At 50.5% G+C, this 17,386-nt stretch carries 21 protein-coding genes; 12 read left to right on the top strand and 9 right to left on the bottom strand.

The features are described 5' to 3' along the window. The first annotated feature begins 136 nt into the window (after positions 1-136). The 4 genes from cysK to crr all read left to right on the top strand — a co-directional run bounded on the left by cysK (position 137) and on the right by crr (position 4,008). Positions 137-1,105 (top strand): cysteine synthase A, encoded by a 969-nt coding sequence (cysK, locus tag BZJ18_RS05240; RefSeq protein WP_077455597.1) that lies wholly within the window; start codon positions 137-139, stop codon positions 1,103-1,105. A 318-nt stretch (positions 1,106-1,423) separates the two neighbouring features. Continuing rightward, positions 1,424-1,681 carry an HPr family phosphocarrier protein gene (locus BZJ18_RS05235; RefSeq protein WP_069587399.1) on the top strand — a complete coding sequence of 86 codons (258 nt, stop codon included), beginning with the start codon at positions 1,424-1,426 and terminating at the stop codon, positions 1,679-1,681. 50 nt (positions 1,682-1,731) lie between these two features. Then, complete coding sequence (ptsI, locus tag BZJ18_RS05230; RefSeq protein WP_077455596.1) at positions 1,732-3,459, top strand: phosphoenolpyruvate-protein phosphotransferase PtsI; 1,728 nt, start codon at positions 1,732-1,734, stop codon at positions 3,457-3,459. 39 nt (positions 3,460-3,498) lie between these two features. Further along, positions 3,499-4,008, top strand: coding sequence for a PTS glucose transporter subunit IIA (gene crr / locus BZJ18_RS05225; protein WP_069587401.1), 510 nt, complete (start codon positions 3,499-3,501; stop codon positions 4,006-4,008). Between the two features lie 58 nt (positions 4,009-4,066). Here crr and BZJ18_RS05220 read toward each other — a convergent pair whose 3' ends face one another. Together BZJ18_RS05220 and BZJ18_RS05215 are read right to left on the bottom strand one after the other, a co-directional pair. Next, positions 4,067-4,990 carry a Dyp-type peroxidase gene (locus tag BZJ18_RS05220; RefSeq protein WP_077455595.1) on the bottom strand — a complete coding sequence of 308 codons (924 nt, stop codon included), beginning with the start codon at positions 4,988-4,990 and terminating at the stop codon, positions 4,067-4,069. Continuing rightward, positions 4,987-5,490 (bottom strand): DUF2919 domain-containing protein, encoded by a 504-nt coding sequence (locus BZJ18_RS05215; protein WP_077455594.1) that lies wholly within the window; start codon positions 5,488-5,490, stop codon positions 4,987-4,989. Before BZJ18_RS05215 ends, BZJ18_RS05220 begins: the two co-directional genes overlap by 4 nt. Before the next feature lie 120 nt (positions 5,491-5,610). On the opposite strand from BZJ18_RS05215, the gene BZJ18_RS05210 reads away from it, so the two are divergent. Continuing rightward, positions 5,611-5,958 carry a DUF2956 domain-containing protein gene (locus BZJ18_RS05210; RefSeq protein WP_069587480.1) on the top strand — a complete coding sequence of 116 codons (348 nt, stop codon included), beginning with the start codon at positions 5,611-5,613 and terminating at the stop codon, positions 5,956-5,958. A gap of 71 nt (positions 5,959-6,029) precedes the next feature. Continuing rightward, a complete protein-coding gene (locus tag BZJ18_RS05205; RefSeq protein ID WP_158011252.1) occupies positions 6,030-6,401 on the top strand; it encodes a DUF1499 domain-containing protein in 372 nt (123 codons plus the stop codon). On the opposite strand, the gene BZJ18_RS05200 is transcribed toward BZJ18_RS05205, so the two are convergent. After that, a complete protein-coding gene (locus BZJ18_RS05200) occupies positions 6,398-6,676 on the bottom strand; it encodes a winged helix-turn-helix domain-containing protein (RefSeq protein WP_025740011.1) in 279 nt (92 codons plus the stop codon). The genes BZJ18_RS05205 and BZJ18_RS05200 overlap by 4 nt on opposite strands. Before the next feature lie 233 nt (positions 6,677-6,909). Here BZJ18_RS05200 and BZJ18_RS05195 point away from each other — a divergent pair, with 233 nt between their 5' ends. The 4 genes from BZJ18_RS05195 to BZJ18_RS05180 are packed head-to-tail and all read left to right on the top strand — an operon-like array spanning position 6,910 to position 9,294. Continuing rightward, positions 6,910-7,257, top strand: a complete 348-nt coding sequence (locus BZJ18_RS05195; RefSeq protein WP_077455592.1) for an ArsC family reductase — start codon at positions 6,910-6,912, stop codon at positions 7,255-7,257. 38 nt (positions 7,258-7,295) lie between these two features. Next, positions 7,296-8,429 carry a succinyl-diaminopimelate desuccinylase gene (gene dapE / locus BZJ18_RS05190; protein WP_069587406.1) on the top strand — a complete coding sequence of 378 codons (1,134 nt, stop codon included), beginning with the start codon at positions 7,296-7,298 and terminating at the stop codon, positions 8,427-8,429. Further along, positions 8,426-9,124 carry a M15 family metallopeptidase gene (locus BZJ18_RS05185; RefSeq protein ID WP_077455591.1) on the top strand — a complete coding sequence of 233 codons (699 nt, stop codon included), beginning with the start codon at positions 8,426-8,428 and terminating at the stop codon, positions 9,122-9,124. Before dapE ends, BZJ18_RS05185 begins: the two co-directional genes overlap by 4 nt. After that, entirely contained in the window at positions 9,112-9,294 is a 183-nt protein-coding gene (locus tag BZJ18_RS05180) for a DUF2897 family protein (RefSeq protein ID WP_069587408.1), read from the top strand. The genes BZJ18_RS05185 and BZJ18_RS05180 overlap by 13 nt, the downstream gene beginning before the upstream one ends. A gap of 62 nt (positions 9,295-9,356) precedes the next feature. Here the strand turns inward: BZJ18_RS05180 and purC are convergent, their stop codons facing one another. The 3 genes from purC to dapA are packed head-to-tail and all read right to left on the bottom strand — an operon-like array spanning position 9,357 to position 12,055. Continuing rightward, complete coding sequence (purC, locus tag BZJ18_RS05175; RefSeq protein WP_077455590.1) at positions 9,357-10,070, bottom strand: phosphoribosylaminoimidazolesuccinocarboxamide synthase; 714 nt, start codon at positions 10,068-10,070, stop codon at positions 9,357-9,359. Between the two features lie 59 nt (positions 10,071-10,129). Beyond that, on the bottom strand, positions 10,130-11,161 hold the full coding sequence (gene bamC, locus BZJ18_RS05170; protein ID WP_077455589.1) for an outer membrane protein assembly factor BamC: 1,032 nt from the start codon (positions 11,159-11,161) through the stop codon (positions 10,130-10,132). A 15-nt stretch (positions 11,162-11,176) separates the two neighbouring features. Next, positions 11,177-12,055 carry a 4-hydroxy-tetrahydrodipicolinate synthase gene (dapA, locus tag BZJ18_RS05165; protein ID WP_069587411.1) on the bottom strand — a complete coding sequence of 293 codons (879 nt, stop codon included), beginning with the start codon at positions 12,053-12,055 and terminating at the stop codon, positions 11,177-11,179. 272 nt (positions 12,056-12,327) lie between these two features. On the opposite strand from dapA, the gene bcp reads away from it, so the two are divergent. Next, entirely contained in the window at positions 12,328-12,798 is a 471-nt protein-coding gene (bcp, locus tag BZJ18_RS05160) for a thioredoxin-dependent thiol peroxidase (protein ID WP_077455588.1), read from the top strand. Between the two features lie 81 nt (positions 12,799-12,879). Here the strand turns inward: bcp and BZJ18_RS05155 are convergent, their stop codons facing one another. From BZJ18_RS05155 to BZJ18_RS05145, 3 genes are all read right to left on the bottom strand, one after another. Next, complete coding sequence (locus tag BZJ18_RS05155) at positions 12,880-14,316, bottom strand: FAD-dependent oxidoreductase (RefSeq protein WP_077455587.1); 1,437 nt, start codon at positions 14,314-14,316, stop codon at positions 12,880-12,882. A 105-nt stretch (positions 14,317-14,421) separates the two neighbouring features. Continuing rightward, the gene (locus BZJ18_RS05150; RefSeq protein WP_069587414.1) at positions 14,422-15,501 is read right to left on the bottom strand and encodes an AI-2E family transporter; all 1,080 of its coding nucleotides are present in this window, start codon (positions 15,499-15,501) and stop codon (positions 14,422-14,424) included. Between the two features lie 10 nt (positions 15,502-15,511). Then, positions 15,512-15,733, bottom strand: a complete 222-nt coding sequence (locus BZJ18_RS05145; protein ID WP_069587415.1) for a sulfurtransferase TusA family protein — start codon at positions 15,731-15,733, stop codon at positions 15,512-15,514. A 132-nt stretch (positions 15,734-15,865) separates the two neighbouring features. Between BZJ18_RS05145 and BZJ18_RS05140 the strand changes: the two genes are divergently transcribed. Beyond that, positions 15,866-17,380, top strand: coding sequence for a beta-barrel assembly-enhancing protease (locus BZJ18_RS05140; protein ID WP_077455586.1), 1,515 nt, complete (start codon positions 15,866-15,868; stop codon positions 17,378-17,380). Positions 17,381-17,386 lie beyond the last annotated feature (6 nt).

Below are 17,386 nucleotides of genomic sequence, written 5' to 3'. Positions count from 1 at the left end.
CAGTGGGCTTTTCTTCTATTTGCCAATCATATATTGGTCGATGTCACAATAAGATATAACCAACTGATCCTTTTCAAAACAGACATCAGAGATATGCTTATAGCCAAACTAATCGGTGTCATGAAGGAACGATACAATGGGTAAGATTTACGAAGACAACACACAAACTATCGGTAATACCCCGCTGGTTCGCCTCAATCGCGTAGCTAAGCCAAACGTGCTCGCCAAAATCGAAGCGCGTAACCCGAGCTTCAGCGTCAAGTGCCGAATCGGCGCCAACATGATTTGGGACGCCGAGAAAAAAGGTACCTTGAAACCCGGTATTGAGCTGATTGAACCGACCAGTGGTAACACGGGGATTGCACTCGCTTATGTTGCCGCCGCACGGGGTTATAAACTCACCCTAACGATGCCTGAGTCGATGAGCTTAGAGCGTCGTAAACTGCTTAAAGCGCTGGGCGCGAAGCTGGTGCTGACCGAAGCGCCGAAAGGCATGAAAGGGGCGATCGCAAAAGCAGAAGAAATCATGGCCGCAGAGCCCGGCAAATACCTAATGCTGCAACAGTTCGATAACCCTGCTAACCCTGAAATTCATGAAAAGACCACGGGACCTGAGCTGTGGGACGATACAGATGGTGAGATTGACGTGTTTGTTGCGGGTGTCGGTACCGGCGGAACACTGACCGGTGTTAGCCGCTACATCAAAAACACCCAAGGTAAGGCGATCACGACCGTCGCCGTTGAGCCTGCAGAGTCGCCTGTGATTGCACAAACTTTGGCCGGTGACGATGTGCAACCTGCTCCTCACAAAATTCAAGGCATTGGCGCGGGCTTTGTTCCTAAAAACTTGGATGTCAGCCTGATCGACAAAGTGGTTTCCGTCACCTCAGATGAAGCCATCGAAATGGCACGTCGTCTGATGGAAGAAGAAGGCATTTTGGCCGGTATTTCATCAGGTGCGGCTGTGGTCGCTGCCAACAAAATTGCTGAGCTTCCTGAGTTTGCAAACAAGAAGATCGTCACAATTTTGCCAAGTGCTGCAGAACGTTATCTCAGCTCACCGCTATTCGCAGGCATGTTTACCGAGCTAGAAAACGAACAGTAACAGCAGGTTAGTGTGTAAAGCACATTTACCTCCCCCTGACAAAAGGCCCACATCGGGCCTTTTTTGTTTGATTTTTATATTAAGCTTTAGTAAAAAACGTCTGCCTTTTTATTTTCCGCATCAAAATAAAAGCGACATCACCTGATGAGCGGAAGGTCAAAAACGGCAAAAAGATGACAGGAAATTGACATGGATTAAGCTATACGGTCAATTTCTTGGTTAGGTTAACGCCAACGGATAGCGAAAATGCCCGTCAGCGGTTAAGCTAATCTTAGATTTAATACATAGATTTAAAAAAATAGAGATACGGGGTGAATCATGTATAAGAAGCAAGTTGAAATTACTGCAGAAAACGGCCTACACACTCGTCCAGCAGCGCAGTTCGTGAAAGATGCGAAAGCCTATGATGCTGACATCACTGTTGAGTCTAACGGTAAAAGCGCGAGCGCAAAAAGCCTGTTCAAACTTCAAACCCTTGGCTTGACCAAAGGCACCATGGTGACTATCTCTGCTGAAGGTGCGCAAGCACAAGAAGCGGTTGATCACCTAGTAAAACTGATGGGCGAGCTGGAGTAATCCGGCTCTTTTTCTATCGGTTTTAAGTTTGGTAAACGTAAGGTAAAGCTATGATTTCAGGCATCCTGGCATCACCTGGTATTGCTTTCGGTAAAGCACTGCTGCTGCAAGAAGAAGACGTTGTAATCAATAAAAACAAGATTGCCGCGTCTCAAGTCGATCAAGAAATTCAGCGCGTATTGGATGCTCGCGAAAAGTCTAAGACGCAACTTGAAGCGATCAAAGACAAAGCAAGGGAAACCTTCGGCGAAGAGAAAGAAGCCATCTTCGAAGGTCACATCATGCTGCTAGAAGATGAAGAACTGGAAGAAGAAATTGTCAGCTTCATCAAGTCAAACCTAGCAACCGCCGACCACGCCATCTACAGCGTGATTGAAGAACAAGCGGTGACACTTGAGTCACTCGACGACGATTATCTGAAAGAGCGCGCCGCAGACATTCGTGACATTGGCTCACGCTTTGTGAAAAACGCGCTAGGCATCAACATGGTGTCTCTCAGTGCAATTAACGAGCAAGTGATCTTGGTCGCCAACGATTTAACGCCTTCTGAAACGGCGCAAATCGACCTGAACCATGTGCTGGGCTTTATCACAGACATTGGCGGACGTACGTCTCACACCTCGATTATGGCACGCTCACTTGAGCTTCCAGCCGTGGTGGGTACTAACGATGCGACTGCGAAAATTAAAAATGGCGACATGCTGGTACTGGATGCAGTAAACAACAAGATTGTTGTGAACCCATCTGAAGACGAGTTGGCGAAATTTAAAGCCATTCGCGATCAGTACCAAGCAGAAAAAGCTGAGCTGGCGAAATTGAAAGATTTGCCTGCAATTACGCTGGACGGTCATCAAGTTGAAGTCTGCGGTAACGTAGGTACTGTCAAAGACTGTGACGGTGTCAACCGTAACGGTGGTGAAGGTGTCGGTCTTTACCGCACCGAGTTCCTATTTATGGACCGTGATTCACTGCCTACCGAAGAAGAACAGTATCAAGCGTACAAAGCGGTCGCTGAGGCGGTTGATGGTCATCCAGTGATCATCCGTACCATGGACATTGGTGGCGATAAAGACCTGCCATACATGGACCTGCCTGACGAAATGAACCCATTCTTGGGTTGGCGTGCAGTGCGTATCAGCTTGGATCGTCGTGAAATTCTGCGTGACCAACTCCGTGCTATTTTGCGTGCATCTGCACACGGTAAAGTCCGCGTGATGTTCCCAATGATCATCTCCGTTGAAGAAATCCGTGAGCTGAAAACCGCGCTAGAGACCTACAAAGCTGAGCTGCGTGAAGAAGGCCTCACCTTTGATGAGTCACTAGAAATTGGTGTGATGGTAGAAACACCAGCGGCCGCCGCCATTGCGCATCACCTTGCTAAAGAAGTTGACTTCTTCAGCATCGGAACCAACGATTTGACCCAGTACACCCTGGCTGTCGATCGTGGCAACGAACTGATTTCTCACTTGTACAATCCGCTGTCACCTGCAGTATTGACGGTTATCAAGCAAGTGATTGATGCCTCACATGCCGAAGGTAAATGGACCGGAATGTGCGGAGAACTTGCAGGGGATGAGAAAGCAACGTTACTATTGATGGGTATGGGCCTGGATGAGTTCAGTATGAGTGCCATCTCTATCCCTCGCATCAAGAAGATTATCCGTAATGCCAACTTTGCTGATGTGAAAGCGATGGCCGACACAGCCCTCAATCTGCCAACTGCGGCAGAAATCGAAGCCTATGTCGAAAAATTTATTGCGGAAAAAACCGTCTGCTAATATACAATCAGCAAAGAATTACTGCTTAGGAGCAACACTATGGGTCTGTTCGACAAACTGAAGAAGTTGGTGTCAGAAGACAGCAACGACGCAAGTGCTATTGAAATTATCGCCCCATTATCGGGTGAGATCGTCAACATTGAAGACGTGCCTGATGTTGTGTTTGCTGAGAAAATCGTCGGTGATGGCATTGCAATCAAGCCTTCAGGCGACAAAATGGTAGCACCTGTAAACGGTACTATCGGTAAGATTTTCGAAACCAACCACGCTTTCTCTATCGAGTCTGAAGATGGCGTTGAGCTTTTCGTTCACTTCGGTATTGATACCGTTGAGCTGAAAGGCGAAGGCTTTAAGCGTATTGCAGAAGAAGGCCAAACAGTGAAAGCGGGCGACACCGTGATCGAGTTTGACTTGGGCATGCTGGAAGAAAAAGCTAAATCAACGCTAACACCAGTTGTTATCTCTAACATGGACGAGATCAAAGAGCTGACTAAGCTTTCTGGTGCCGTCACTGTGGGTGAAACACCTGTACTGCGCGTGACCAAGTAATTCAAATTTGGTCGACGATAAGAAAACGCAGCCTCCGGGCTGCGTTTTTTATTGCCCGTTATGCAACACCGGGTTGGCTAAGACGCTCCACATATTGCGCTAACGTGGTCTGTGAAGGCATAAACATAATGGCGCCGGTCACCGCTTGGGTAAAGCTTAACATCATGTCGGTTTTGCCATCGCGTTCACCAAACATGCTATCTAACATCACATCCAACGGATGTTGCTGTTGGCAATAGGCGAGGAACAATAGCCCATGCTCGCCACTGACACTGCCGTATGGCAGGCTCTGACGAAGAATTTTCAGGCCGACCCCGTTTTCTTTGATGTCCACCCGCCCAACGTGGGATGTATCCGGCATGTCCTCAAGTTCGATGGAGTCAGGCTTGGTGCGTCCAATCACCTTTTCTTGTGCCGCTTGCTGTAACCGCTCCCAAGCTGGTAGATCATGGACATAGCGTTGGACCAAAGCCACACTGCCCCCTGCAAACGGTCCGTCTGGGATCACTGCAACCGCTTCACGCGCAAGGCCTTGCGGATTTTCCGTGCCATCGATAAAGCCTGTCATATCGCGCGCATCGAGATAGCGGAACCCTGCTGTTTCATCCACCACATCCACGACTTTCTTAATGGGCGTTAACCATTGTTGAAAAACATAGAAATTCAAATCGTGCCGCAAACCATGAAGATGAATAAAAACATCACAGTCAGTGTGAGGCGCCCGATGTTTGCGACTCTCTCGGGGACGAAAGTCTGTCACGCCCTCCGGATAAGCTAACCCGTGGGCACGACAAAAAGCAGGGCTAAATCCGACCGCCACGCCCATCTGAGCATCACCGAAGACCTCTTGCGTTTGCTTAGCAATCTCAGCCAACCGCTGACATTGCTGTAGCACCAAGGCGGCATCGTCAGTGACCTTAAGCATCACATACAATGCATAGGGTCCACCATCAGGGACAATCGCGGACTGTGCCTGTGTCATGTTACTTCTCCTTTGTACTTATTGTTGTCTGTGGCGCTTAAATGTAAGCCGCGGATAAATTGGTAAAAAAAACGTTTCACCCGTCGGCTTCTTAACCAATACAAGCTCCCCCACACCACCCATAATCCGTGGCATGCAATCAACCAATGAAACTGCCCGTCAGTGGCCATTAACGTCCTAAGCACCTGCGCCCCTTCCCAGCACCAGACCGGCCAAATTAAGGCATAGCCCCAATGCCAAAGGCGCTGAGCCCACCAAGGTGCACGGTGACAATTGCCAACCAACAACAGAAGTATGAGAGGCAACACGCCCACCGCCAAACTGGCGTACAAGGCAGATTTGTCTGGATAAAATAGTGCCAGCAATTCACTGCCTTGCTGTCGACTAACCCCTGCCATCGCCAGCAGCCACCATGCACGGCTTAATAAAATAAGACAGATCAGATAAGTTACGGGCGCTTTTAAAAAGCCCTTCTCGTCATAATGATGAAGTGTGTCCATGTGTATGCCAATATCATTGCGCTATTGACCAACATGACGCCCACGCCGAAAAACTGCAAGATCCTGATGAGAATTTGTTACTCTATTCACCTGATTTATCATCCGCAGTACGGAGCGAACATGGGTAAACAAGCAGCCGCTGTCTCGCCTGAAACACAGCAAGAAGCCATGCGTGTGGCCAAAGCGACACAAAAGCCCGGGCAAACTAAAGCCCAAACCAAACTGATTGCCCAAGGCATAGAGAAAGGTATTGCGCAATATAAGAAAGAGCAAAAAGCCAAAGCGCGCGCACACGACAAAGCTCGGAAGAAAAAACAAAAACAAGCGAGTGAGCATACCGACACTGTCACTGCTAGCGCACCGCCACAACCGACAACATCTGCGCGCGATCGCAGCGATAGCCGTCTACCTTGGCTATTATTGGTGATCAGTTGGATTGGCTTTATTGGTTACCTATGGGTGGGATAATGATAAGAACACGGACATTGGGGTTACTCGTGGCATTGACGCTTACAGGGTGCTCGACAGGAGACAAGATCATGAAACAGCCGCCGGTTACCGCCTGTGGAGACAGCCCTAACTGCGTATCAAGCAAGGATACTCGACCCAAGTTTGCATTATCACCTTTCACCCTGACCAGTGAGTCTGTCCGGTTTGACGATATCGTCAACACCATTGCCAGTCTATCGGGCGCGAAGCTTATCTCTCAACAAGATAACTATGCCCACTTTACCTTCACGACCCCAGTGCTGCGCTTTGTCGACGACGTCGAAATATCAGTGCACGGCACAGAACTGGCGCTGCGCTCCGCATCTCGTGTTGGCTACTATGATTTTGGTGCCAATCGACGACGCGCTGACGCAATTCGTCAGGCGTTACGCGATACCAAACTCATTACACCGTCGCCTTAGTTGATATAAGAACGAATATCGCGCTTCTTATCTTCAACCCAGTCGCGGCGGAAGGGGCCCCAGTCTTTTAGCTGGTAGTACCCATCATTGTGGCGCTTGCCATCTTGGATAAAGGTCATATCGATTCCCAAGCCCGATAGCGACTTTAAGACATCTTGAATGGTGCGACGTGGCCAGCCCGTCGCTTCAATTAAGCGCGGTACATTAGGACGTTCCATTTCTTCAACAAGCGCGGCGAGATACAAGCGCCGTGCAAACACAGGATTTAGTTCCATACGAACCTCCGAAAGTTCTGATTAATCCCATTATTCATGTCGGGTAATAGGAGGTTTTGCGTTCGATCAAAACGCCATCAAATCGACGTGCTGCAGGCGTATTTAGCGGGAGAATTCACAGTCTGCGCGAGATCTCTACTTTGCTATTCATCAGCACATCGATCCCGCGCTAGGTATTGCGTTCACTCTCAACCAGTGTCACTCTTTAATCACGCAAAAACACGATCTAAAAAATCATGACAACTGTATTTGGCATTAAAAACTGCGACACCCTAAAAAAAGCGCTGAAATGGTTAGATAACCAAGGCATCAACTATCAGTATCACGATTATCGCAAGGATGGCTTAGACGCGTCGCTGCTGCGCACCTTCGTTGCTGAGCTCGGCTGGGAAGCGTTGGTGAATAAACGCGGTACGACCTACCGCCAACTGAGCGATGAGCAAAAAGCCAGCCTCGATGAAGCCAGTGCGATAGCCATCATGCTCGATAACCCTGCGATCATTAAACGCCCCCTACTCGTACACAAGGGTAGCTACTATCTCGGCTTTAAAGAGAACCAATACGCTGACATTTTTGCGTAATGTGATATTCCGTTCATTCTCGTTGTAAGGAAACTAAGATGACTGACAGTGCTACCCTGTCTTTGGCAAAAGATTTGATTAACCGTGAATCAGTCACCCCAGAGGATGCGGGCTGCCAAGATGTAATGATTGCACGCTTAAAAGCATTGGGCTTTACCATTGAGCCGATGGTCTTTGAAGATACCACCAACCTGTGGGCACGCCGTGGCACCCAAGGACCATTATTTGCCTTTGCTGGTCATACCGATGTGGTGCCCGCCGGACCGCGCGATCAGTGGCACACGCCACCGTTTGAAGCCGTGGTGATTGACGACCATCTCCATGGTCGCGGCGCCGCCGATATGAAAGGTTCACTGGCCGCAATGGTGGTGGCGGTTGAGCGTTTTGTCGCTGAAAACCCAAACCATCCCGGCTCGATTGCCTTTTTGATCACCTCGGATGAAGAAGGGCCATTTATCAATGGTACGACGCGCGTGGTTGATACACTGGTCGCACGCGATGAAATCATTGATATGTGCATTGTTGGTGAACCTTCGAGTACCCATCATGTGGGGGATGTGGTCAAAAATGGCCGTCGCGGATCGATCACCGGCGATTTGTATGTGCAAGGCACTCAAGGGCATGTGGCCTATCCTCACTTAGCCAATAACCCCGTGCATCAGGCCATGCCGGCCCTGACTGAGCTCGCGCAAACGGTGTGGGATAACGGGAACGACTTCTTCCCTCCGACCAGCTTTCAAATTCCCAACATTCAAGCGGGAACTGGGGCTGCGAATGTGATCCCGGGCGAGTGTCATGCACAATTTAACTTCCGCTTTAGTACCGAGCTTGATAGCGAAACCATCAAGCAACGGGTCTACTCCATCCTTGATGCTCACGGGTTGGAGTATCGTCTTGAATGGACCCATAGCGGCGATCCCTTTTTAACCGACAAAGGCACCCTACTCGATGCAGTGGTCGAAGCGGTGGAAGAAGTCAATCATCAAACGCCCCAGCTGTTAACCACAGGCGGCACGTCTGATGGTCGCTTTATTGCTAAAATGGGCGCACAAGTGATTGAACTGGGTCCGGTGAATGCCACAATTCATAAAGTGAACGAGTGCGTCAGCATTCCCGATCTTGAAAAGCTCACCGACATGTACCAAAAAGTGCTGGAGAAAGCCCTACGTTGACCTTAAGCCTTGCACAATTAACCGGGCAAGATACGCAATTTCTCGTGCCAATCAATGCCCGGCCAAATGCGCCTTGTTTGCACCCCGAAGTGCTTGAGCACCTTGAGGCATTGCGCCACCGTGCGCAACAAGCCGGCTTTACGCTAACCATCGCCAGTGCTCATCGGTCTTTTGATAGACAACTGGCGATTTGGAATGGCAAATACCGAGGTGAAAAGCCGGTCTTAGACGACCACGGCCAACCGATTGACATTCACACCCTCACCGATAACGAGCGAGTGCGAGCAATATTGCGTTGGTCCGCCCTGCCGGGCACCAGCCGTCATCATTGGGGAACGGATTTGGATGTGTTTGACCAACAGGCATTGGCACCCGGTGAATCGTTAGCGCTGACACAAGCAGAATACGATCATGGGCCTCAGGCCCGATTCGCAAATTGGCTGCACGCTCATGCGCCGCGCTACGGATTTTTCTTCCCCTATGCGCAGGACCAAGGAGGCGTTGCTCGCGAGCCGTGGCACATTAGCCATATCGCCACCAGCCAACCTCTGCTTAATGCCTTGACCTTAGATGGCTTGCATCGCGTAATTGCGCAAGCGCCCATTCTGGGACAGCAGGCTATTCTTGAACAACTAGATTGGATATATTCAACCTATGTCACCAACATCTGCGAGGTGCACTCATGGAATGGCTAACCAATCCTTATGTGATTATCGCGATTGTGGTCGCGGTCGTGGTCAGCAATATTATGGCGCTTAAGTACACAGCGAATGCTAAGTTTGGGCTTAAATATAAAGATAAACCTGACGATAAAACCGACGCTGACGAAACACACCCCGACGACACTCCATCGACAAAAAAATAGCGCCATCATGGCGCTATTTTCTCTCAAATAAACGCAAACGTTTGCGTTTTTAAGCCAAAAAATTACAGGTTCAGGCCGATACGCTTAGCCACTTCAATGTAGGCTTCAACAACGCCACCCAAACCTTGACGGAAGCGGTCTTTATCCAGCTTTTCTCGGGTGTTGGCATCCCACAAGCGGCAGCCATCTGGGCTAAACTCGTCACCGAGGACAATGTGTCCTTGATGGTCAACACCAAACTCGAGTTTGTAATCCACCAGCAACAAGTCACCTTCAGCAAACAAAGCTTTCAGCACATCATTAACCTGATAGGTCAGCGCTTTCATGGTCTCCAGTTGTGCTTGTGTGGCAAACCCTAGCGACTCACAGAGCGATTCATTGACCATAGGGTCATGCAACGCATCATTTTTAAGAAACAGCTCAAATGTCGGTGGCGTCAACGCCGTGCCTTCTTCAACACCTAGGCGACGACACAAAGAGCCGGCGGCAATATTACGGACCACACATTCTACTGGGATCATCTCCAGTTTTTTTACCACCGCTTCGGTATCAGACAGTAGCTGATCCATTTGGGTCGGGATGCCAGCCGCTTCCAGCTTTTGCATGATGAAGTGGTTAAACTTGTTATTCACTTCCCCTTTGCGATCTAGCTGCTCCACTCGCTCACCGTCAAACGCAGAGGTGTCGTTACGAAAGTGCAGAATAAAGCGGTTTTCATCATCAGTTGCATACACAGACTTCGCTTTGCCGCGATACAACTCAGCACGTTTTTCCATTACCTATACTCTCCATTAGGCGCTAAAAACGAGGGACGCCATGAGGCGTCCCTGGGTGATTATGGGGTTGGCGCATTGCCAAGCTGGGCAATAACCGCTTTCAGTGCAGGACTCAAGGCTTTGAGCGTTTCCTCTTTCACTGGTTTCCCTTTGCTGGTGGTCACGTTGATTGAGGTTCGGTTCCCCAAATCGCCTAACAGCAAGGTATAGCTATTATCGCTTAAACTAATTGGCGCAACGCCCAACGCTTGCCAACTTTCATCGCTGGGTGCGACGTGGCGTGTTTTCACAGTGCCTTGCGACTGATTGCGGCTTTCAATGGAAAAACCGAGCGGCTTGATGATCGCTGGCAGCTTTTCCCACACCACATCATACGGCGCGCGGGCAATAATAACCGGTAAACCGCTGCGATCAGTGCCAAAGCTGATTGGAATATCAGACTGGCGCTGCTGCGCGACACGACGAGCTTCGGCACGCAAGGCGGCATCATGACTCACGGTGATCAAATTAGTCATCAGAGTGTTATAACGCTCGCTTAGGGCGGGTGTCAGCGGCTGCTCACCTTTTTGCGCACGCCATTCAATCAAGTTGACACCGAGGGCGAAACGACGGCCCTGCTCTAGGCGAGCAATACGAAAGCGCGCCTGATGCTCGCTGTCTTCTTTTTCCCACGCAATCCAGCCCGTCTCGAGCTGATTCTCTTCGCGCTGAGCAACCGGGATGGTGCCGTCATCCGCCAAGCGCTCCACGGTTTGCCAAAGTGAAGACAGCTGCTTTTCATTCACCACCGCTAAGGTAACCCCGCGGCTGTCTCGCTCAATGCGTGCTCCCGGCACAAGGTCCAACACCTGACGCGGCGGACGAATGTCTACGTCTTTACCCACCTCTCCCTCAAAATCTTGTGATGGGATTTGGTAGTTGGTTGAAAAGTAGGGCGCTTGGTCTGGCAAAGTTTGCCATTCTGAAAGCGGGGTCGTGTTTAAATAGTCGAAATCATCTTTCGCCTGACGACGTTGCTCGGCGCCACCACTGCAAGCAACCAATCCGGTTACCATGATGGCACAAAGGCCGAGCCTAAATACTGGTTTCATTCGCACTCCAACAGCTTAAACAACACCTGCAACCTGCATGGCCTCGCGCACGGTGGGGCGCAAGTGTTCGCTTAATTCGGTTAATGGCAGACGTAGATGGCCATCCTCAATCAAGCCCATTTCACGGACTGCCCATTTCACAGGAATCGGATTGGCCTCGTCAAAGAGGTGGCGATGCAATGGGATCAAGGTTTCGTTAATCGCGTGTGCTTGGTCAGCCTCTCCGGCACGGGCGAGTTGGATCATTTTCGCCATCTGTGCCGCAGCCACGTTATTGGTCACGGAGATCACACCGTGGCCCCCTGCAAGCACAAAATCGAGCCCTGTTAAATCATCGCCACTGAATAAGAGGAAATCGTCGCCACAAAGTTCCTTATGAATGGCTACGCGGCTCACATCTGCCGTGGCATCTTTTAAGCCGATGATGTTGTCAAACTGTGCCAAACGCGCCACGGTTTCGGGTTGTAAGTCAACGGCGGTACGCCCAGGCACGTTGTACAAGATTTGTGGTAAATCGCTTGCTTCGGCGATCGCTTTGTAATGCTGGAACAAGCCTTCTTGGGTCGGCTTGTTGTAATAAGGGGTCACGCTCAAACAAGCTGCAACGCCTGAGCCTGCAAACATTTTACTGAAAGTAATAGCTTCATGAGTGGCATTGGCCCCCGTACCCGCGATCACAGGGATACGGCCATCGGCGAATTCCAAGGTCTTTAAAACGACCTTGATATGTTCGTCAACCGTAACAGTCGACGACTCACCGGTCGTACCAACTGCGACAATAGCATCGGTTCCCGATTGGATATGGAACTCGACCAGTTTTTTCAGGCTAACGTAATCAACTTCGCCGTGTGCATCCATTGGTGTGACAAGCGCCACAATGCTTCCAGAAACCATGTTTGTCTCCCTTCGTGTTAATGATGCAATGTTACTTTTGGCGTCTGGCAAACACAAGAACAACCCTACGCGCAACACAGGATTACCAGAAAATTTTTTCGTCGCTGCCAGACCGTGTGATTAAGGTACCATTCAAGGTGACCAACATGGGGGTTAATTTCCGGTCAAAGGATGTCAGCGCACAGTGATCGCCACATCAGCGGGTTGCGTAAATTCGTCAAGTCCCTATCATCGTTGAATTACTCGCGAACAACAAAAAGGAAACCTCTCGCATGCAAACCTTGACTGCTGGCGCCACCGCGCCTGACTTCTCTCTGCAAGATCAAAATGGCGATACGATCACGCTTAGCCAATTCAAAGGCGACAAGCGTGTTCTGGTTTACTTTTACCCAAAAGCCATGACCCCGGGCTGTACGACGCAAGCTTGCTCACTGCGTGATACCAAAGCGGAACTGGATGCGTTGGACACCGTGGTGTTGGGGATAAGCCCCGATCCGGTAAAAAAACTGGCGCGCTTTGTTGAGCGTGACTCACTGAATTTCACCTTGTTAAGCGACGAAGACCACGCTGTCGCGGATGCTTTTGGTGTTTGGGGACCGAAGAAATTCATGGGAAAAGAGTACGATGGCATTCATCGCCTCAGCTTTTTAATTGGCAAAGATGGCAATGTTGAACATGTGTTCAACAAGTTTAAAACCAAAGACCATCACCAAGTTGTGTTGGACTACTTACAGCAAGCCTGATAGCGGTTATCACCATTATTTTCCCTTAACGACAAAGAGCATGGCAAACGCCATGCTCTTTTTGTGGGAGCCAATACGCCATTAACCCACGGGTTTGGCTAATCCTTCTGGGTAGCCCCGCTCCGTTGCTAATTGACACGCAGTCGCAACAATCTGCGCGTGACTCGGACGCGGCAAAGGATAGGTTGCGTCAGGCGAAAGCCATCCAACATCTTCAAAGTGCGAGAGAACCTTGTTGATAGCAGTCAGTGCCGAAGAGGCTTTGACAATCTCTATACGTGCATAACGCTCACCATCGAACGACACATCAGAGGCACGCAAAGACGGATCCTCTCCGGGGATCTGTTGTGCGCCACACAGTGGTTTCCCCCCCACTTCAGCGTCCTGAAAATCAGGGAGCCACTGCGCGAAGTGCGCAATTGCCCGCTCGGTGCGCTCGCAGGCATGTGACCATGACCAACCTTGATCGATGTTTTTCACATACTCGGCAGCCACAGCTGGCTGCGCCGAGTCGTGGGTGCTACTGACTAAGCCCCCTTCGAACAAAGTAATGTCTTTGGTCATGCCATGGAGCTGGAAGAAGCCATCAGGATACGGCGTCAGCTGCGCCATGCCTTGTGGCGTACCGCGTTCACCGTGAACAATGATTTCTGGCCACTGACAGGTACTGCTTGGCCAATGGGCAATGTAAGCCGCTTTGTATTCGACAAGACGACGACGCGCAAAACCCGCTTGATCATCAATGGTACCGGTTCTAAAACCCGCCGCATTAATCAGATAATCCACATCCGTTGATTTAACTTGCCCGTGTGCATCTTGGTAGGTGACTGTCCACCCCGCGCCATTTGCTTGGGTGTTAATCACTTTATGATTAAACGCGAGCTGACAGTGCGAGACGTCGGCAAGGGCGAGTTGCGCTTCAGCGGCAAGGCGGAAAACACTCAAACCATACTCTTGTACCAATACCAGCGGATACTTCATGCTATCGAGGCGCAAGGACTGTGCAACGGGCCACATCCAGCGTTCGGCCGCGTCGGTTAAGCTTTCATAGTCTCGCTGTTTTAGCGCGGCTAAATCGGCTTGATGGAAGAGGCGAAAATACTCTTCGGGTTCGCCCATCACCTTGTTGGCTTTATCCATCTCGACAAGTTGCGCGTAGCGTGCTTGCAGGGTCTCTAGGCGCGCAATCACACTATCCAGAGATCCTTTATCTTGCTGAGGAACAGCCAGAACCGTAGGACGACGGTTGACTGAGTGTGGGTACATGCGCACTGTCGCGATGGACTGCTCGAGCAAAGTTAAGCACTGATCGAGTGAAATTTCGCGGTAGAGGTTGCCCCCTGCATGCAAGTGGCAAATAGGGGGACCATTCACTAACCCAGTGCCTGCTTCAAACAACTGGGTGTCGATGCCACGCTCTGCCAGCCGCAGCGCCGCCGTTGTTCCCGCGACACCGCCACCAATGACCGCGACACGAAACCGATTTACCTGTGTTTGTTTTTGCCTATGTTGTTCCATGCCAACTCTTTTCTATGTACTGCTTTTTTTGGGCCAAATTGGTGCGGAAAAGGCACGCGCTTCCCCGCTCAACCTTGTTTATTAGAGCGGCGAACGTGAGATGGATCACTGAGCATCAGGTTTCGGATCGTCCTCAAGCTCAATCACAGGCAACGCCTGCCAAACCGCCTTCACCAAGGTCGCCAATGGAATAGCAAAAAATACGCCCCAAAAGCCCCAGAGTCCACCGAAAACCAGTACGGCTATTATGATGGCAACGGGATGCAAGTTGACAGCCTCAGAAAACAGCACTGGCACTAATACATTGCCATCAAGCGCTTGAATCACGCCATAAGCAATCATGACGTACCAAAACTCAGGCGTGAGTCCCCACTGAAACAGCGCCACGATTGCGATTGGTAAGGTGACAACCGCCGCACCGATATAGGGGATCAGCACCGAGAACCCGGTCGCTACGCTAAGCAGTACCGCATACTCGAGTCCTAACACGCTGAACGTCACATAGCTCACGCTGCCTACGATCAAAATTTCCGTGACCTTGCCACGAATATAATTGGAGATTTGTTGGTTCATTTCATGACCCACACGCGAGGCTAAGCGTCGATTACGGGGCAATAAACCTTTAAACATGGCCAACATTTCTTGCTTATCTTTAAGCAGGAAAAATACCAACAGCGGCACTAACACGAGATACACCGCCAAAGCGACCAAGTTCACTAGCGAAGACAGGGATCCTTTCACCAAGGTTTCGCCCATACGTAGCACGTTATTTTGCAGCGTATCGACAAAGGTGTTGATCATATGAGGCTTGATCAATTCAGGGTAGCGTTCAGGCAAGCTTAGCATCAGCGCCTGCACGTTATTAAACATGTTGGGCACATCCGCCACCAAGTTTACCCCTTGGTTCCAAATGGTCGGCACTAAACCAAAGGCCGCCATCATAGTCATGCCCACAAACAAAGTGCTGACCACCATCACCGACAAGGTGCGCGGCAAACCAATGCGGGTTAAGCGATTAACGGGCCAATCCAGTAAGTAAGCAATCACAATGGCAGCCAGTAACGGCGCCAGTAAATTGCCAAAGAAATAGATAGTGATAAAGCCAACCAGCAAGATGGCAACCAAGCTCACTGCATGTGGGTCGGAGAAGCGCCGCCGATACCAGCGGTTTAACATATCAAACATAATCGATCCGTTATTCTTTGGTTACTTTCAAGCGCGCCTGTTGTGGCCTATCCAGCCACTCGATGATAAAGGTTTGCTGTTCAAAATAGCGCGGAATGTCTTGTTGCGCGCCGGCATCCCCCAGCAAAATGATAAGCTGATCACCCTGTCCTAACTGTGCGGCAGCACGTTTGGCAAGCAGTAATGCCATCGGGCAGACATGCTCACGTAAATCAAGCGTTTGACATTCCATTCTGTCTCACCGGTAGGTATTATCGCCTGCATTGTAATGGACATTAGACAGAACGCCAACGAAACCCACACGCATTTTATTGGTCTGTATCCTAGGTTACATTCCGTTTGCTAACGAAAGGTTCACGCTATCATGCCGCTACGTGCTTTGCGCCATTCACACTCTCTTCTGCCGTCTAAAAGGTCGGGTCGCCGCTTGTTGGCCTATCTGTTAGCGGGCCTTTTGGCTACCGCCCCCGCTACCGCCAGCACCGAGCAATATGGATTCGATTTACCGGATATCGGCACCGCCGCTGCGGGGACACTGACCATTGCGCAAGAGAAGGAATTTGGTGATGCCTATATGCGGATGCTGCGCGCCAGTAAACCCATTATCAGCGACCCATTGCTTTCTGAGTATGTGAATGCGCTCGGCCATCGTCTTGTCGCCAATGCCAATGATGTGCGCACCCCTTTTCAGTTTATTCTCATTGATAACCAAGCGATTAATGCATTCGCGTTCTTCGGCGGTTATGTCGCTATGCATTCTGGCTTGTTTTTACATGCCAATACTGAGAGTGAACTTGCGTCCGTCATGGCGCATGAAATCGCCCACGTGACACAGCGTCACTTAGCCCGCAGCATGGAAGACCAAGCCAAGAAATCCCCACTGACAGTGGCCGCACTGGTGGGGTCGCTGATGCTCGCCATTGCTGCACCAGAGGCCGGTATTGCCGCTGCCCATGCTGCCACAGCAGGCACCATTCAAAGCCGTATCAATTATACGCGCCGGAACGAAGAAGAAGCCGATCGGATCGGCATCGACACCTTAGCTCGCGCCGACTTCGATGTCAGCGCAATGCCTCGCTTTTTCACTCGACTGGCCGATGAATATCGCTACGCCAGTAAGATGCCGGAATATTTCAGCACTCACCCGTTACCTGAATCACGTATCACCGACTCTCGGGCTCGAGCACGGCAATACCCTCAAAAGCGTGTGCCTCTGTCGCCCGACTACCAACTGGCACGCGCTCGCATCGTGGCCCGTTATAGCGGCATCGCCGCCGAATCGGCAATGGATTGGTTCGAGCGTAAGCTGAAAAAAGCATCACCGGCGGAAAAACAAAGCCTCAACTATGGCGTGGCACTCTTGCACATTGATGCGCGTCGCTTCGATGAAGCACGCGCTTTGCTAATCCCCCTTATTCAAGCGCAACCAAACAATCGCTTTTTCATCGATGCGATGACAGATCTTGATATTGGCGAGAAGCACTTTGATAAAGCGCTTTCACGGCTGAATGATGCACTCGCCAATCAGCCCGAAAACCGCGTCCTACTCCTGAACCGTGCTTATACGTACGTCAAAGCCCAACGGGGTCAGGAAGCCATTCCGGCGCTCGAGCGTTATACCCATCAATATCCCGATGACAGTAACGGCTGGTTTTTGTTACAACAAGCGTACGAGAGAACCGGTACGCATCGGGATGGCGAGCTTGCCGCCCAAGGCGAGCGCTACGCGTTGCGTGGTCAATGGTCAAAAGCCATTCGTAATTACACACAAGCCAGCCAACTTGTCGAGTTGGGAAGCTTGGCACAAGCACGCTATGATGCGCGGCTTGATCAGCTTCGTCATCAGCAAGCGCGCTTTAACGCCCTAAAAGATCGTTAATTCATT

It is taken from the genome of Salinivibrio sp. IB872 (genome assembly GCF_001995345.1).
Lineage (GTDB): Bacteria > Pseudomonadota > Gammaproteobacteria > Enterobacterales > Vibrionaceae > Salinivibrio > Salinivibrio proteolyticus.
This window is presented reverse-complemented; position numbering and strand designations above follow the sequence as displayed.

Excerpts from the sequence above, each read along its gene's own strand:
- purC (WP_077455590.1), bottom strand. The coding sequence starts at position 10,070 with ATGGAAAAACGTGCTGAGTTGTATCGCGGCAAAGCGAAGTCTGTGTAT.
- BZJ18_RS05215 (WP_077455594.1), bottom strand. The coding sequence starts at position 5,490 with ATGGACACACTTCATCATTATGACGAGAAGGGCTTTTTAAAAGCGCCC.
- ptsI (WP_077455596.1), top strand. The coding sequence starts at position 1,732 with ATGATTTCAGGCATCCTGGCATCACCTGGTATTGCTTTCGGTAAAGCA.
- cysK (WP_077455597.1), top strand. The coding sequence starts at position 137 with ATGGGTAAGATTTACGAAGACAACACACAAACTATCGGTAATACCCCG.
- BZJ18_RS05205 (WP_158011252.1), top strand. The coding sequence starts at position 6,030 with ATGAAACAGCCGCCGGTTACCGCCTGTGGAGACAGCCCTAACTGCGTA.
- BZJ18_RS05155 (WP_077455587.1), bottom strand. The coding sequence starts at position 14,316 with ATGGAACAACATAGGCAAAAACAAACACAGGTAAATCGGTTTCGTGTC.
- crr (WP_069587401.1), top strand. The coding sequence starts at position 3,499 with ATGGGTCTGTTCGACAAACTGAAGAAGTTGGTGTCAGAAGACAGCAAC.
- BZJ18_RS05200 (WP_025740011.1), bottom strand. The coding sequence starts at position 6,676 with ATGGAACTAAATCCTGTGTTTGCACGGCGCTTGTATCTCGCCGCGCTT.
- BZJ18_RS05145 (WP_069587415.1), bottom strand. The coding sequence starts at position 15,733 with ATGGAATGTCAAACGCTTGATTTACGTGAGCATGTCTGCCCGATGGCA.
- dapA (WP_069587411.1), bottom strand. The coding sequence starts at position 12,055 with ATGGTTTCTGGAAGCATTGTGGCGCTTGTCACACCAATGGATGCACAC.
- bcp (WP_077455588.1), top strand. The coding sequence starts at position 12,328 with ATGCAAACCTTGACTGCTGGCGCCACCGCGCCTGACTTCTCTCTGCAA.
- bamC (WP_077455589.1), bottom strand. The coding sequence starts at position 11,161 with ATGAAACCAGTATTTAGGCTCGGCCTTTGTGCCATCATGGTAACCGGA.
- BZJ18_RS05150 (WP_069587414.1), bottom strand. The coding sequence starts at position 15,501 with ATGTTTGATATGTTAAACCGCTGGTATCGGCGGCGCTTCTCCGACCCA.
- BZJ18_RS05210 (WP_069587480.1), top strand. The coding sequence starts at position 5,611 with ATGGGTAAACAAGCAGCCGCTGTCTCGCCTGAAACACAGCAAGAAGCC.
- BZJ18_RS05140 (WP_077455586.1), top strand. The coding sequence starts at position 15,866 with ATGCCGCTACGTGCTTTGCGCCATTCACACTCTCTTCTGCCGTCTAAA.
- BZJ18_RS05180 (WP_069587408.1), top strand. The coding sequence starts at position 9,112 with ATGGAATGGCTAACCAATCCTTATGTGATTATCGCGATTGTGGTCGCG.
- BZJ18_RS05220 (WP_077455595.1), bottom strand. The coding sequence starts at position 4,990 with ATGACACAGGCACAGTCCGCGATTGTCCCTGATGGTGGACCCTATGCA.
- BZJ18_RS05235 (WP_069587399.1), top strand. The coding sequence starts at position 1,424 with ATGTATAAGAAGCAAGTTGAAATTACTGCAGAAAACGGCCTACACACT.
- dapE (WP_069587406.1), top strand. The coding sequence starts at position 7,296 with ATGACTGACAGTGCTACCCTGTCTTTGGCAAAAGATTTGATTAACCGT.